We start from the raw sequence: 14661 nt of genomic DNA on the forward strand, positions 1-14661 counted from the left end.
GTTATGTCTGCTTTAGATGTTTCATTAAGCGAACGCTTATCTCAATACAAACAGCATATTAAACCGCCAACACTTGCTGTAGCGGGTATTTTAACGCGAGTAGTTGGCCTTACCCTTGAGGCTAAAGGCTTACGTGCGCCTGTAGGTAGCCAATGTAAAATAGAAACTATGAACGGCTTTGTTGATGCCGAAATAGTTGGTTTTAACGACCAAACCTTATATTTAATGCCAAACGATCATATATCGGGGGTGCTCCCTGGTGCTCGGGTGATCCCCCAACTTAACGACACAGGTTTACCTGTAGGCATGAGTTTGCTGGGCCGCGTAGTTGATGGCTTAGGTCGTCCTCTTGATGGTTTAGGTAAAATTAATGCCGAGCACTATCTTAAGTTTGCCCAAAAACCGATAAACCCTCTTTCAAGACGACCCATAAGCCAGCCTATGGATGTAGGTGTGCGTGCTATAAATTCAGTAATAACAGTAGGACAAGGCCAGCGAATGGGCTTGTTTGCAGGCTCGGGTGTAGGTAAGTCGGTACTGCTTGGTATGATGACTCGTGGTAGTGAAGCCGATGTTATTGTGGTGGGGCTGGTGGGCGAGCGTGGCCGCGAAGTAAAAGAATTTATTGAAGAAATACTTGGTGTTGAGGGGCGTAAACGCTCGGTGGTTGTAGCAGCACCGGCAGATTCTTCACCATTAATGCGTTTAAAAGGCTGCGAAAGTGCGGTAACAATTGCAGAGTACTTTCGCGATCAGGGATTAAACGTTTTGTTATTGCTCGATTCGGTAACGCGCTATGCCATGGCGCAGCGTGAAATAGCACTTGCAGTAGGCGAGCCACCGGCGACTAAAGGCTACCCGCCTTCGGTGTTTGCAAAACTGCCAGCGCTGGTGGAACGTGCCGGTAACGGCGGAGAAGGGCAAGGCTCTATTACTGCCTTTTTTACCGTACTAAGTGAAGGCGATGATATGCAAGACCCCATTGCCGATGCGGCGCGCGCTATACTCGACGGCCATATTGTACTTTCGCGGGAACTGGCCGACAGCGGTCATTACCCGGCAATTGATATAGAAAAATCCATTTCGCGAGTGATGCCACAAGTGGTATCTGAGACGCATATGCAACAAGCGCGAGTGCTTAAGCAGGTATATTCTATGTACCAGCAAAATAAAGACATGATCACCTTGGGTGCGTATCAAAAAGGGACAGACCAAATGCTTGATCAAGCCATAAATATGATGCCAAGAGTAAATGCCTTCTTACAGCAAGGCATGCGTGATGTAATTAGTTACGACGACGGCCTGCAAGGGCTAGCGCAGTTATTAGGGCAAGCATAATGGCTAAAAACAAACTGCATTTATTACTAAAGATTGAAAACGATAAAGAAGAAACGCTGCGGATGAGCTATTTGCAGGCGAATCAAAATTTGCAGGCAAACCAGCAAAAACTCCAAGGTTTAAATAACTTTAGATTGGAATACACCCAGCAATTACACATTAAAGGGCAGTCGGGCTTATCAAGTGCTGGGTTTAGTCAGTTTCATGCATTTATTGCTAAAATAGAAGAAGCAATTCGCCAACAAGCCAATACAGTTAACACTGCAAAACAAGTGGTTAGCCAGCGTAAAACCCTGTGGTTAAAGCAGCAAATTAAGGCTAAAGCAGTCGCTAAACTCATAGAAAAACAACAGTTAAAGGCCGATGTGCTAGTGGCTAAAAATGAGCAAAAAATGTTGGATGAATTTTCGGCTAATCAATTTTTTCAACGACACAACAATCGACTTTAGTAAGTAGCGAGTACTTTAACCGCTTTAACAAAAGCTTGTACCTTATAAACAAAGGCACGTTAATTGCTCTGTTGTTAAATGAACTATAATTTTAGGCATTATTGGGTGGTTTGTTGCCGCTTTATATTAGGTGATTTATGACGATTAATGATATTTCAATGTTAGCGGTATCTGAGCAAGACGCTTACTCTAATAAACAAACGAGTAACTCAAGACGTAATGATGACTCTGATACTGGTTTTTTTAATCAGTTAGAAGATGCCAATAAAGCGGCTTACAATAATAACAGCAAAGCTAAAGCAGGCGCTAGCAATGCTAAGGCTGAGCAGCCTGAAACACAAGACGATGCTGTTTCGGGCGATAGTATGTTGGCGCAAATAAATGCTGCGCACACTATAGACACCACAGTTAAAAAGAACGCTGATGCTAAAGCCGAGGCTTTAGATGAAGACGCTAAGCAATTAAAAGGGAAGCCTGATGATCAGCTTGCCCCTATTGTAATTGCACCGCAAAAAGGTGTGCTTAGCGATGTTGCAGCAAGCGCTGAGGCGGCAAACGAAAAGCTAATGCCCTTATCTCAAAGTATGGCCACTGCAAATAATAAAGGCGATGCAACAGCGCAAAAACAATCTGTAGATGCCGCAGTAATGAACTTGCTAAGCAAAGATAGCGAGGCAATTAAAGCAGATCCGTTACTTGCTAAACTAACACCCGAGCAGCATGAGCAATTAACTACGCAGCTGCAGGCAAGTAGCAAACCCAATGGCAACGACAACCTAGCAACGTTAAAGCAAATGCTTACTCAATATGTTGTTGAAAGTGATAAAGCAAGCGCGGCAGACACGGCTAAACAGGCCTTAAATTCTCAAATAAATGCTTTGACCACACCAGAAAAACAAGCGCTACTGAGCCAGTTAAATAGCTATATTAAAAATGAGCAGCCCCAAGGTGAGCAACTAGCAAGTATTAAGCAAACAATTGCAGATTTAAGCGCATCGATTGATAAAAAAGCATTAAACGCACTTAGCGATAAAGAACTCACTAAATCGTTAGAGTCATTGCAAAAAAATAACACTGAACAGTTATCACCCCGAGCAGCACAATTATTGACGCAAATTACCAGTACGGTAAATGGTTTAGGCCTATACGATAGTGTAGGGTATGAGCAAACTATAATTGATATGCAAGCGTTGCAGGCTGGGCAATTACAAAGCACAGCGCAAGTTAAACAAGCAAGCTTGGACCCAGGCGTTATGCAAGCGCTTAATATTATAAAAAGTGACGCGGCAAAAATGTTGCAAGAGCGAGTGAGCTCTATGCTTAGCATAAATAATAAAGTAGCAGAAATTCGTCTCGACCCACCAGAAATGGGCAGTATGCAAATTCGCATCAGAAGCGATGCAGAGCAAGCACAAATAAACTTTGTAGTACAAAACCAGCAAGCTAAAGAAGCGCTTGAACAATCGCTTCCGCGCTTACGCGAAATGCTTGCCCAACAAGGCATAGATTTAGGCGAAAGTACTATTTCTTATGGTGAGCCTGGAGGGCAAGGAGCAGAGCAAAATGATGACAACGATAGTCGTCGTTTAGCTAATAATGAATTGACTACTGATGAAAACGATGAGCAAATTAATACACAAATGCCAAGTTCTCGACAACAAACGTCATCATCAATAGATTACTATGCCTAAGTACTGCTATTATAATAGCTAAAACAAGCAAGTACCTTTGCTAATAAAGGAAATATCATGGCTGAAGAGACTAATTTAGAAATAGAAGAAACAGGTAACAGCAAAAAGAAAATCATAGTAATTATTGCAGCTGTATTGCTTGTTATTGTTGCAGCTGTTGTTGGTTATTTTTTGCTTTCGGGCTCAGACACGCCAGCGGAAACGTTAAATGATGAAGCCGCTACAGCACAGCAAGCAAGCTCTTCTACAGGTTCATCGGCCAAAATAGGCAGCGCACTTTATGTTGCAATGCCAAGACCTTTTGTATTTAACATACCGGGCTCTAGTCGCGATAGAATTGTGCAAATTAAAGTGGAATTATTAGTGCGCGGCGAAGCAAACGAAGAAACCGCTAAAAAGCATATTCCACTAATAGAAAGTACATTATTAAGTATATTTTCTATGACCACGGCTGACGAACTAAGCACCAGTGTAGGTAAAGAAAACTTACGCTTTGCAGCACTAGAAAAAGTACAAGCTAGCTTAATGGACGTTGAAGGCAGTAAAGTAATTGAGCGGGTATTATTTACCGGCTTTGTGATGCAATAAGGGGCTAGCGTGAGCGATTTATTATCCCAAGACGAAATTGATGCGTTATTGCATGGTGTTGATGACGTTGACGAGGAAGATATACCCGAAGGTGAAGACGGTGAAGGCAATACGCTTCAGTATGACTTTTCTTCGCAAGATCGGATCGTACGTGGACGAATGCCGACACTGGAAATTGTTAACGAACGCTTTGCTCGTCATATGCGAATTAGCCTATTTAACATGATGCGCCGCACCGCTGAGGTGTCTATAAATGGCGTGCAAATGATTAAGTTTGGCGAGTATGTGCATACTTTGTTTGTGCCAACTAGTTTAAATATGGTGCGTTTTAGACCTTTAAAAGGCACCGGCCTTATAACCATGGAAGCACGTTTAGTGTTTATTTTGGTTGATAACTTTTTTGGTGGTGATGGCCGCTACCATGCAAAAATTGAAGGGCGTGAATTTACCCCTACAGAGCGACGCATTGTGCAAATGCTACTAAAAATAATCTTTGAAGATTATAAAGAAGCATGGGCACCGGTAATGGATGTATCGTTTGAATACCTAGATTCTGAAGTAAACCCTGCTATGGCTAACATTGTAAGTCCAACCGAAGTGGTGGTTATTAGCTCTTTTCATATTGAATTGGATGGCGGCGGAGGGGACTTTCATATTGCTCTACCTTATTCTATGCTGGAGCCAATTAGAGAGCTGCTTGACGCGGGTGTGCAATCGGATACCGAAGACACCGATTTACGTTGGAGTAAGGCACTACGCGATGAAATAATGGACGTAGAGGTTGAGTTATCTACTCAGTTATTGGAAGTGGATTTAACGCTAAAACAAATAATGGAACTCAAAGCTGGTGATATTATTCCGGTAGAAATGCCTGAGCATATAACTGTATTTGTTGAAGAGTTACCGACATTTAGAGCTAAAATGGGCCGCTCACGCGATAGTGTTGCGCTGCAAATTAGTGAAAAAATTAAACGACCTGATTCAGTTAAATCTGAGCTGCATGTATTTACCAAAGGCGGCAAGAAAATTGATTCAGATGCAGAATTAGCAGAACTAGAAGATGATTTACACCTCTCTGACGGTGTAGACTTAGACTGGTAATTGATTAAAAGGTTAAATGTATGAGCGATGATCAAGACACTATGGATGAATGGGCAGCAGCTTTAGCCGAAGCTGAGGGCACTGATGACAGTGGCCAAGCAAAAGTAACTGAACTCGATGAATTAAGCGATGCAAAACACGAGATCAGTGGCGATGAAAAGCGCAAGCTCGATACAATTTTAGATATACCTGTGACTATTTCTATGGAAGTAGGGCGCTCTAAAATTAATATTCGTAACTTATTACAATTAAACCAAGGCTCGGTGGTAGAGCTTGACCGTGTTGCAGGTGAGCCGTTAGATGTACTGGTTAATGGTACTTTAATTGCCCATGGCGAAGTGGTGGTAGTAAACGATAAGTTTGGTATTCGTTTAACTGACGTAATTAGCCAAGTAGAACGGATCAAAAAATTACGATGAGTATGGTTGTTGCTTTAACCAGCTCGGTATTTACAAAAGCAGAGCAGGTAACACCCACAGGCGATATTCTCTCTATGGTGTTATCGCTTGTTATGGTGCTGGTGCTAATTATAGTACTGGCATTTTTTGTGAAAAAGTTTAATCCAAATTTAGCAAATAGTGATGAGTTTAAAGTAGTGCGTAGTTTACCGCTTGGTTCGCGTGAGCGTTTAATGGTGGTAGAAATAGACAACGCACAACATTTGTTAGGGGTTACCCCGCACAGCATTAACTATTTACATAAATTAGATACACCTTTGAGTGAAAAAGAGCTACCAGAATTAGCAAAACGCTTTAGTAAGCTTTTAAATCCACAAGCAAATCAAAATAAAAAGAATTAAAATTATGACTAAATGCCTGCTTCTTATTTTTGTCATGCTGTTTGTACCAAATGTAAGTGCAGAAGGAATAGACGCACTAACCATTACCACAAATGCAGATGGCACCCAAGATTACTCGGTAACGCTGCAAGTATTGGCTATTATGACCGCGCTGAGCTTTATTCCGGCGGCTATAATCATGATGACCTCGTTTACCCGTATTATTGTAGTGCTGGCTATTTTACGCCAAGCCATAGGTTTACAACAAACCCCTTCAAATCAAGTATTGCTAGGCATGTCTTTATTTTTAAGTATTTTTATTATGGCGCCTATTTATCAGCAAGTGAACGAGCGCGCTATAGAGCCCTACCTAAGCGAGCAAGTCACTTCAATGGAAGCATTGGAGCTAGCAAAAGAGCCAATGAAAGCCTTTATGCTGTCGCAGGTGCGTATTAAAGATTTAGAAACCTTTGCCAAAATAGCAGGATACGATCAGTTAGACTCGCCAGAGGCCACGCCGTTAATTGTACTTATTCCGGCGTTTGTAACCAGTGAGCTGCAAACGGCCTTTATTATTGGTTTTATGTTTTTTATTCCTTTTTTAATCGTGGATTTAGTGGTGGCGTCGGTATTAATGGCCATGGGTATGATGATGTTATCGCCAATGATAGTGTCTTTGCCGTTTAAAATAATGCTGTTTGTGTTGGTTGATGGCTGGAGCTTAGTGATGGGAACCTTGGCAAAAAGCTTTGGTTTAGGCACATGACCTTACTTAACACTAAGCGAATTACGCACTAGGAGTACGCCGTGGAACCAGAAGTATTTGTTGATATTTTAAGTAGCGCGCTGTTTTTAGTAATTAAATTGGTTTCTGCTATTGTAGTGCCGGGCTTAATTGTGGGCTTAGTGGTTGCCGTGTTTCAGGCTGCAACTTCAATTAACGAGCAAACGTTGAGTTTTTTACCACGCTTACTTATTACTATAAGTGCGCTTATTGTTGGCGGCCACTGGTTTACCCAAGAGTTAATGGACTTTTTTACCCGCCTAGTATTACTTATTCCTGAAATTGCAGGCTAGGTATGGAATTACCGTTTGCTGTCGTTATTCAATGGTTGAGTGACTTTTTACTGCCGTTAGTGCGCATTAGCTCAATGATTATGGTAATGGCTGGCCTTGGCGCTAAAAACGTACCTACTCGTATAAAAATGGGCTTAGCAATTGTTGTTACCTTTGTTGCTGTGCCTATGCTGCCGCCTGCTACCTTTACTAATTTGTTTTCGTTTGAAATGATTTTAGTGGTTATTCAGCAAATGCTAATAGGCATTGCGATTGGCTTTGCATCTACCTTATTGTTAAATACCTTTGTGTTAGCTGGGCAAATATTGGCTATGCAAACGGGTCTTGGTTTTGCCTCTGTGGTTGACCCCTCTAATGGTTTAAGTGTGCCTGCAGTAGGGCAGTTTTATCTTATTTTAGCGACCTTATTATTTTTTGTATTTAATGGTCACCTAATGATGATTCAAATGGTGATACATAGCTTTGAAGTGCTGCCTATTGACGGTAATTGGTGGTCGGTGGATCATTACTGGGACATAGTAACTTGGGGCGGCTGGATGTTTACTACAGCGCTGGTGCTATCACTGGCACCGCTTACCGCTATGCTGGTAATTAATATGTCGTTTGGCATTATGACCCGCGCCGCGCCACAGCTAAATATTTTTTCTATTGGTTTTCCGTTTACTTTAGTTGCTGGGCTTATCATTATTTGGGCGACCTTAGGTAACTTTGTATCGCAGTTTGAGTTTCAGTGGCTAAAAATGGTCGAGTTAATGTGCTCATTAGTGGGCTGCTCGCCTTAGGAGGTTATTGTGTCTGAAGATTCTGGACAAGAAAAAACCGAAGAACCCACATCCAAAAAAGTAGAGGATGCCAAAAAGAAAGGCCAAATAGCACGCTCCAAAGAGCTGGGCACTATGTTTGTGCTTATTTTTTCGGCTATTTCGTTGCTCATGTACGGCCCCGAAATTGGTAAAGGTTTGTATAACGTAATGGGTAGAATGCTTAGCCTTAACCGTAACGAAACCTACGACACCACCAAAATGTTTGCCGTATGGGGCGAAGTGGCCGATGCGCTGATGTTCCCTATGGCAATGTTTGTATTTATTATTGTATTAGCTGCTTTTATTGGTAACACCATGTTAGGTGGCTTTAATTTTAGTTGGCAAGCTGCTGCGCCTAAAGCTAGTAAAATGTCGCCCGCTAAAGGCTTTAAACGTATGTTTGGCCCCCAAGCTGGGGTGGAGCTGTTAAAGTCGCTGTTAAAATTTGGTTTAGTTGCCAGTTTTGCAGTGTTTTTAATTAATACCTTTTTTGATGAAATACTGCACTTAAGTGTAGAAAGCGCCCCAGGTAATATTATTCATGCCTTAGAAATATTGGCTTGGATGTTTTTAGGCTTGTCTTGTACCTTAATTATTATTGCTGCGATTGATGCGCCATTTCAAAGTTATAATCACAATAAACAACTTAAAATGACCCTTCAAGAAGTAAAAGACGAGTATAAAAACTCAGAGGGTGACCCGCAAATAAAAGCGCGCATAAGACAAACCCAGCGGCAAATGTCGCAAAAACGTATGATGCAAGATGTGCCCGATGCCGATGTTATTGTAACTAACCCTACCCATTACTCTGTGGCTTTAAAGTACGACACCGAACGCGCCGGAGCACCTATAGTAGTTGCCAAAGGAATTGATGAAATGGCAATGCAAATTCGTAAAATAGCGATTGGTAATGAAGTGCCTATTTTAGAATCGCCGTCGCTTACTCGAGCGCTTTATCATACTGCAGAAGTGGGGGAGCAAATTCCGGATCAGTTATTTACCGCAGTTGCGCAAGTATTAGCTTATGTGTTTCAGCTTAAGCGCTTTAATAAAGGGCGCGGAAAACGCCCCACCAAACTTAATAAAAAACTGCCTATTCCTGACGATTATCAGTATTAATTTAAATAACCTATAACTTGGAATAGTTATTGCAATTTCAAAGTAGTGTCAATTTTTTGAAATTGTAGGGTTATGGGATTTAAAGCGGTATTACAACAACTTAACAAAGATAAAAAAGAGTATGCCAAAGGCGTAGGTACACCATTAATGGTACTTGCTGCGCTGGGTATGGTCATTTTACCTCTTCCTCCGTTCCTGCTTGATATATTATTTTCTTTTAATATTGCCCTTGCTTTGGTGGTGTTACTGGTAACTGTATACACCATGAAACCACTTGAATTTGGTATGTTTCCGGCTGTGTTACTAATCGCCACTATTATGCGTTTGGCACTTAACGTTGCTAGCACCCGAGTAGTATTACTTGAGGGCCACAATGGTGGTGACTCTGCCGGTAAAGTAATTGAAGCCTTTGGCTCTGTGGTTATTGGTGGTAACTATGCGGTAGGTTTAGTGGTGTTTTTAATCTTGATTATCATAAACTTTGTGGTAATTACTAAAGGTGCTGGGCGTATTTCTGAAGTGTCGGCGCGCTTTACCCTTGACGCTATGCCGGGTAAACAAATGGCAATTGATGCTGACATGAATGCGGGTTTTATTAGCGCTGAGCAAGCCCGAGAGCGCCGCGAAGAAGTTACCCGCGAAGCCGACTTTTATGGTTCTATGGATGGTGCCAGTAAATTTGTAAAAGGCGATGCTATTGCCGGTATTGTTATATTAATTATTAATATTGTTGGTGGCTTATTTGTTGGCATGATCCAACACGATTTAAGCTTTGGCAATGCCATGGAAATTTATACCTTGCTCACCATAGGTGATGGCTTGGTTGCGCAACTCCCTTCATTATTACTCTCTATTGGTACTGCTATTGTTGTAACGCGTCAAAATGAGTCGCACAACATGGGCGATCAATTTAAGAAACAACTCGGTAACGAAAAGTCGTTATTTATTGCTTCAGGCATTTTAATCATTATGGGCTTAGTACCTGGTATGCCGCACGTAGCGTTTTTAAGCTTGGGCGCACTATTAGGTTATTTAGCTTACTACACTCAACAAAATAAATTAAAAGCGGCAGCAGCACTTGCTGAGGAAACCGCTAATGGCAGCGCAGTAGGTACAGGCATTGCCAATAAGCAAGAACAAAAAGAGTTAGGCTGGGACGATGTGCAGCAGGTTGATGTAATTGGTTTAGAGGTAGGTTACCGACTTATTCCATTGGTTGATCAATCCCAAGGTGGTGAATTGCTAAACCGCATTAAAGGCGTGCGTAAAAAGCTCTCTCAAGAATTAGGCTTTTTAGTGCCCCCGGTACATATACGCGACAACTTAGAGCTAGACCCAAATGCATACCGAATTACCTTAATGGGCGTATCAAGTGGCGAAGGCGAACTAAAACACGGCGATGAATTGGCAATTAATCCGGGGCAAGTATTTGGTCCTATAAAAGGGATTGAAACTAAAGATCCGGCTTTTGGTTTAGATGCGGTGTGGATCAAGCCTGATCAAAAAGATGAAGCGCAATCGCTTGGTTATACCGTGGTTGATTCGGCGACTGTGGTTGCCACTCATATTAGCCAATTACTCACCAATAATGCGGCGTTATTATTAGGCCACGAAGAAGTACAAAACCTATTAGATATGCTAGCAAAAAGTCACCCAAGGTTAGTAGAAGGCTTGGTGCCTGATGTATTGCCATTAACTACTATAGTTAAAGTTTTGCAAAATTTATTAAACGAAGGTGTGGCTATTCGCGATATGCGCTCAATAGTACAAACCCTTGTAGAGTATGGCCCACGTAGCCAAGACCCAGATGTTTTAACCGCTGCGGTACGTATTTCACTGCGTCGATTAATAGTTCAAGATGCAGTGGGCATGTCTTCAGAAATCCCTGTCATAACCTTGGCGCCTGAGTTGGAACAGATGTTGCATCAGTCATTACAAAATGCAGGCGACGAAGGTGCCGGAATAGAGCCAGGACTTGCAGAGCGACTTCAAGTGTCATTAAACGAAGCGCATCAAAATCAAGAAATGGCCGGTGAACCTTCAATACTGTTAACGTCAGGAATGTTACGCACTGTGTTATCTCGTTTTGTTAAGTACACCATTCCAGGATTGCGAGTGATGTCTTATCAAGAGATACCAGACGAAAGGCAGATCAAGATTGTTAGCTCAGTAGGCCAACAATAAGATTTTAAAGGGGTTGAACCATGAAGATTAAACGTTTTTTTGCTAAAGATATGCGCACAGCACTTAAAGAAGTTAAAGATGAGCTAGGTGTTGATGCGGTTATTATGTCTAATAAAAAACTCGCAAACGGCGTAGAAATTGTCGCAGCGGTTGATTATGACAAAGCAGCCCCTAAAGCCGCCGCGCCACAACAAAGTGCGCCGCTGCAGCAGCGTACGGCACATTCTGCCCACTCGCAAAGCATGCATAACTTTGTAAAACCAGAGCCACAGCGTGCTAGACCTGAGCCACAAGCAAAGGTAGCCGACAGCTTACAAGCATTATTAGAGCGCCAGTCGCCGCGTCCACGTTCAGCAGAATTGGCCTCAATGTTTTCGCAATCAGGTATAGATACCTCAGAGCATTATCAAGAGCCGGTCGCTAAACAACGCCCTACAAATATGTTTGCGCGTGAAGAAGCTGCGCAAGCACGCCCACAAACGCAAGCTGACAGCTTAGGTTTTGATGACCTAGACCGTGATTTTGATGAGTTAGACACGCCAGTTGCGCAAAAACACACGACTAAAAATACCGAAAGTGAAGCAATGAGCACAATGCGTGAAGAAATGAACGCAATTCGCCAGTTATTAGAGCACCAAGTGTCGGGTTTAATGCAGCAAGATATGGCGCGCCGTGACCCAACGCGCGCATGCATGATTGACCGCTTAGTAGGCATGGGAATCGATAAAGAAGTTGCTGAGCAAATGGCTTGTTTTGTACCTGAAGATGTTCCGCGTCAGCAGGGCTGGAAAGCGCTGTTAACTATGGTTGAAGATCAGATGCAAACCACGAATAACGAAATTTTGCGCCAAGGTGGTGTTTACGCATTAGTTGGCCCAACCGGTGTGGGTAAAACCACTACAGTGGCTAAGCTCGCGGCATTAGGTGCACAAAAATATGGTGCTGATAAAGTAGCGCTAATTACTACCGATACTTACAGAATTGGTGCTTACGAGCAGCTTGCAACATATGGCCGTATTATAGGCTGTGGGGTTAAACAAGTTAAAGATGCGAACGAACTGGCTGAAGTGTTATATCATTTACGTAACAAGCGCTTAGTACTTATAGATACCGCAGGTATGAGCCAACGTGATTTACGTTTAACTGAGCAGCTAAATACCTTAATGCGTAATCAGCGTGTGGATATTCGTAATTACTTAGTATTAAGTGCCACTGCGCAAATAAATGTGTTACAAGAAACCGTAAGACACTTTAAAAAAGTACAGTTAAGCGGTTGTATTTTCACTAAACTCGACGAATCATTAAGTTTAGGCGAGATAATTAGTATTGCGATTCAAAATCGCCTGCCAATAGGGTATCTTACTAATGGTCAACGAGTACCTGAAGATATTCGAGTTGCAAATGCAGAAAAACTAGTGAAAAAAGCTGAGCAATTATATTTAAAGAGAACAAAAGTACAACATTCACGACACCAATCAGTGGCGTCGAGCACAGTAGAGATGTATGATTAACACAGTATTAGATCAAGCAAGCGGCCTGCGTAAAATGAGCAAAAATAATAATAACGGCGTTAAGGTTATCGCCGTCACTGGCGGTAAAGGTGGCGTTGGAAAAACAAATGTATCGTTAAATACTGCGATCGCTTTAGGTCAGCAAGGCAATAGAGTGTTAGTGCTTGATGCCGATTTGGGTTTAGCCAATTGTGATGTAATGCTTGGACTACGTGTTGAGCGTAATTTATCGCATGTGTTATCTGGCGAATGTGAGCTTGATGAAATACTAGTAGAAGGCCCCGCTGGGATAAAAATAGTACCAGCGACTTCGGGTTCACAAAGTATGGTTGAGTTGTCGCCTGCAGAACATGCTGGGCTTATTCGTGCTTTTAGCGAACTCAATACTGATTTTGATATATTAGTTGTTGATACCGCTGCCGGTATATCGGATATGGTGCTGAGTTTTTCTCGCGCTGCACAAGATGTTTTGGTTGTGGTATGTGACGAGCCTACTTCAATAACCGATGCCTATGCACTGATCAAAGTATTAAGCCGCGAACATGGCGTGTATAAATTTAAAATTGTTGCCAACATGGTGCGTTCATTACGCGAAGGGCAAGAGTTATTTGCAAAGCTATCAAAGGTTACAGACCGATTTTTAGATATATCAATGGAGCTGGTTGCAACCGTTCCTTATGATGAAAATATGCGTAAAGCAACACGTCGTCAAAAAGTAATTGTTGAACTGTTTCCTAGTTCTCCAGCTGCACTTGCCTTTAAAACATTAGCAACAAGAATAACAAAGTGGCCAATACCGAACCAGCCTTCGGGTCATTTAGAATTTTTCATTGAGAAACTCGTTAACGGCTAACTATGACTACATTGGTGAATAGAGCTATGGGATATGAATCAACACAAAATTTAAATATGATTGTTGAAAAGCATGCTTCATTAGTAAAAAAAGTAGCATGTCATTTAATTGCTCGTTTACCCCCTAGTGTACAACTCGATGATTTAATTCAATCAGGAATGATAGGATTAATAGAGGCGTCAAAAAACTTTGATGCCACTAAAGGCGCTAGTTTTGAAACCTTTGCGGGTATTCGTATTCGGGGCGCTATGCTTGATGAAATGCGCCGTGGAGACTGGGCTCCTCGCTCAGTACATCGTAAAAGCCGCCAGGTTATAGAAGCTATTTCAGCATTAGAAAGCAGCCTGAATCGTGAACCTACAGACAGTGAAGTTGCCCAAAAGCTTGAAATTACACTAGAGCAATATCATCATATTTTAACCGATGTTAATTCCAGTAAAATCTTGGGAATAGAAGATTTAGGTATTGATGAGGATGTTATAACACCTGTTGGGCACGATTTAGCACTAGACAAACCCTTTAATAATGTTAAAAATGAAAGGTTTAATGAATCTTTATTAAGTGCAATTAAATCCCTACCAGAGCGAGATGCAATGGTGCTTTCGTTGTACTATAACGATGAAATGAATTTAAAAGAAATTGGACAGATACTCGATGTAAGTGAGTCGCGTGTAAGTCAGATACATGGTCAGGCGATGATTAAGCTAAAAGCAAAAATCAATGACTGGATAAATTAGAAGTAAGTAAATACAGGTTTAGGCCTCACTGGAGGATGTTTTGGATAAAAACATAAAAATTCTTGTTGTTGATGACTTTTCAACGATGAGACGTATTATTAAAAACCTATTGCGTGATTTAGGGTTTACCAATGTTTTAGAAGCAGATGATGGCTCAACTGCTTTACCTATGTTGCAAAATCAATCATTTGACTTTGTAGTAACAGATTGGAATATGCCGGGCATGCAAGGTATTGACTTGTTAAGAGCAATACGCGCAGATGACAAATTAAAGCATCTTCCGGTTTTAATGGTTACTGCAGAAGCTAAAAAAGAGCAAATTATTGCAGCAGCCCAAGCAGGTGTTAATGGTTATATTGTTAAGCCATTTACTGCGGGTACATTAAAAACTAAATTAGAAAAAGTGTTCGAACGCTTAGGTTAATAAGGGGA

At 41.7% G+C, this 14661-nt stretch carries 16 protein-coding genes; all 16 read left to right on the forward strand.

What is annotated here, in order from left to right; translation table 11 throughout:
- The first annotated feature begins 3 nt into the window (after positions 1-3).
- The 16 genes from fliI (at position 4) to cheY (ending at position 14653) form a co-directional block, all read left to right on the forward strand.
- Positions 4-1338 carry a flagellar protein export ATPase FliI gene (fliI, locus tag PNIG_RS04195; protein ID WP_011327488.1) on the forward strand — a complete coding sequence of 445 codons (1335 nt, stop codon included), beginning with the start codon at positions 4-6 and terminating at the stop codon, positions 1336-1338.
- Positions 1338-1787: a flagellar export protein FliJ gene (gene fliJ / locus PNIG_RS04200; protein WP_041454359.1), complete on the forward strand. Its 450-nt coding sequence runs from the start codon at positions 1338-1340 to the stop codon at positions 1785-1787. The genes fliI and fliJ overlap by 1 nt, the downstream gene beginning before the upstream one ends.
- 137 nt (positions 1788-1924) lie before the next feature.
- A complete protein-coding gene (locus PNIG_RS04205) occupies positions 1925-3478 on the forward strand; it encodes a flagellar hook-length control protein FliK (protein WP_089367875.1) in 1554 nt (517 codons plus the stop codon).
- 57 nt (positions 3479-3535) lie between these two features.
- Entirely contained in the window at positions 3536-4066 is a 531-nt protein-coding gene (gene fliL, locus PNIG_RS04210) for a flagellar basal body-associated protein FliL (protein WP_089367876.1), read from the forward strand.
- A gap of 9 nt (positions 4067-4075) precedes the next feature.
- Positions 4076-5167, forward strand: a complete 1092-nt coding sequence (fliM, locus tag PNIG_RS04215; RefSeq protein WP_011327492.1) for a flagellar motor switch protein FliM — start codon at positions 4076-4078, stop codon at positions 5165-5167.
- A 20-nt stretch (positions 5168-5187) separates the two neighbouring features.
- Positions 5188-5586, forward strand: a complete 399-nt coding sequence (gene fliN / locus PNIG_RS04220) for a flagellar motor switch protein FliN (protein ID WP_011327493.1) — start codon at positions 5188-5190, stop codon at positions 5584-5586.
- Positions 5583-5966 carry a flagellar biosynthetic protein FliO gene (gene fliO / locus PNIG_RS04225; RefSeq protein ID WP_041454360.1) on the forward strand — a complete coding sequence of 128 codons (384 nt, stop codon included), beginning with the start codon at positions 5583-5585 and terminating at the stop codon, positions 5964-5966. The genes fliN and fliO overlap by 4 nt, the downstream gene beginning before the upstream one ends.
- Positions 5967-5970: 4 nt before the next feature.
- The gene (gene fliP, locus PNIG_RS04230; protein ID WP_089367877.1) at positions 5971-6711 is read left to right on the forward strand and encodes a flagellar type III secretion system pore protein FliP; all 741 of its coding nucleotides are present in this window, start codon (positions 5971-5973) and stop codon (positions 6709-6711) included.
- 41 nt (positions 6712-6752) lie between these two features.
- Positions 6753-7022, forward strand: a complete 270-nt coding sequence (gene fliQ, locus PNIG_RS04235) for a flagellar biosynthesis protein FliQ (protein ID WP_011327496.1) — start codon at positions 6753-6755, stop codon at positions 7020-7022.
- A 2-nt stretch (positions 7023-7024) separates the two neighbouring features.
- Positions 7025-7804 carry a flagellar biosynthetic protein FliR gene (gene fliR, locus PNIG_RS04240; protein ID WP_058372791.1) on the forward strand — a complete coding sequence of 260 codons (780 nt, stop codon included), beginning with the start codon at positions 7025-7027 and terminating at the stop codon, positions 7802-7804.
- A 9-nt stretch (positions 7805-7813) separates the two neighbouring features.
- Complete coding sequence (gene flhB / locus PNIG_RS04245; RefSeq protein WP_089367878.1) at positions 7814-8944, forward strand: flagellar biosynthesis protein FlhB; 1131 nt, start codon at positions 7814-7816, stop codon at positions 8942-8944.
- A 72-nt stretch (positions 8945-9016) separates the two neighbouring features.
- On the forward strand, positions 9017-11128 hold the full coding sequence (gene flhA, locus PNIG_RS04250; RefSeq protein WP_089367879.1) for a flagellar biosynthesis protein FlhA: 2112 nt from the start codon (positions 9017-9019) through the stop codon (positions 11126-11128).
- A gap of 20 nt (positions 11129-11148) precedes the next feature.
- On the forward strand, positions 11149-12639 hold the full coding sequence (gene flhF / locus PNIG_RS04255) for a flagellar biosynthesis GTPase FlhF (RefSeq protein ID WP_011327500.1): 1491 nt from the start codon (positions 11149-11151) through the stop codon (positions 12637-12639).
- The gene (locus tag PNIG_RS04260; protein WP_011327501.1) at positions 12632-13492 is read left to right on the forward strand and encodes a MinD/ParA family ATP-binding protein; all 861 of its coding nucleotides are present in this window, start codon (positions 12632-12634) and stop codon (positions 13490-13492) included. Before flhF ends, PNIG_RS04260 begins: the two co-directional genes overlap by 8 nt.
- A 26-nt stretch (positions 13493-13518) precedes the next feature.
- Entirely contained in the window at positions 13519-14229 is a 711-nt protein-coding gene (locus PNIG_RS04265; protein ID WP_011327502.1) for an RNA polymerase sigma factor FliA, read from the forward strand.
- A gap of 40 nt (positions 14230-14269) precedes the next feature.
- The gene (gene cheY, locus PNIG_RS04270; RefSeq protein ID WP_011327503.1) at positions 14270-14653 is read left to right on the forward strand and encodes a chemotaxis response regulator CheY; all 384 of its coding nucleotides are present in this window, start codon (positions 14270-14272) and stop codon (positions 14651-14653) included.
- The last annotated feature ends 8 nt before the right edge of the window (positions 14654-14661 follow it).

Origin of the sequence: Pseudoalteromonas nigrifaciens (assembly GCF_002221505.1) — a bacterium.
Taxonomy (GTDB): Bacteria; Pseudomonadota; Gammaproteobacteria; order Enterobacterales; family Alteromonadaceae; genus Pseudoalteromonas; species Pseudoalteromonas nigrifaciens.

What these genes read in the sequence shown, in the direction of transcription:
- PNIG_RS04205 (WP_089367875.1), top strand. Translation starts at nt 1,925, where the DNA reads ATGACGATTAATGATATTTCAATGTTAGCGGTATCTGAGCAAGACGCT.
- fliI (WP_011327488.1), top strand. Translation starts at nt 4, where the DNA reads ATGTCTGCTTTAGATGTTTCATTAAGCGAACGCTTATCTCAATACAAA.
- PNIG_RS04265 (WP_011327502.1), top strand. Translation starts at nt 13,519, where the DNA reads ATGGGATATGAATCAACACAAAATTTAAATATGATTGTTGAAAAGCAT.
- fliN (WP_011327493.1), top strand. Translation starts at nt 5,188, where the DNA reads ATGAGCGATGATCAAGACACTATGGATGAATGGGCAGCAGCTTTAGCC.
- fliO (WP_041454360.1), top strand. Translation starts at nt 5,583, where the DNA reads ATGAGTATGGTTGTTGCTTTAACCAGCTCGGTATTTACAAAAGCAGAG.
- flhA (WP_089367879.1), top strand. Translation starts at nt 9,017, where the DNA reads ATGGGATTTAAAGCGGTATTACAACAACTTAACAAAGATAAAAAAGAG.
- PNIG_RS04260 (WP_011327501.1), top strand. Translation starts at nt 12,632, where the DNA reads ATGATTAACACAGTATTAGATCAAGCAAGCGGCCTGCGTAAAATGAGC.
- fliJ (WP_041454359.1), top strand. Translation starts at nt 1,338, where the DNA reads ATGGCTAAAAACAAACTGCATTTATTACTAAAGATTGAAAACGATAAA.
- flhF (WP_011327500.1), top strand. Translation starts at nt 11,149, where the DNA reads ATGAAGATTAAACGTTTTTTTGCTAAAGATATGCGCACAGCACTTAAA.
- fliR (WP_058372791.1), top strand. Translation starts at nt 7,025, where the DNA reads ATGGAATTACCGTTTGCTGTCGTTATTCAATGGTTGAGTGACTTTTTA.
- fliP (WP_089367877.1), top strand. Translation starts at nt 5,971, where the DNA reads ATGACTAAATGCCTGCTTCTTATTTTTGTCATGCTGTTTGTACCAAAT.
- fliL (WP_089367876.1), top strand. Translation starts at nt 3,536, where the DNA reads ATGGCTGAAGAGACTAATTTAGAAATAGAAGAAACAGGTAACAGCAAA.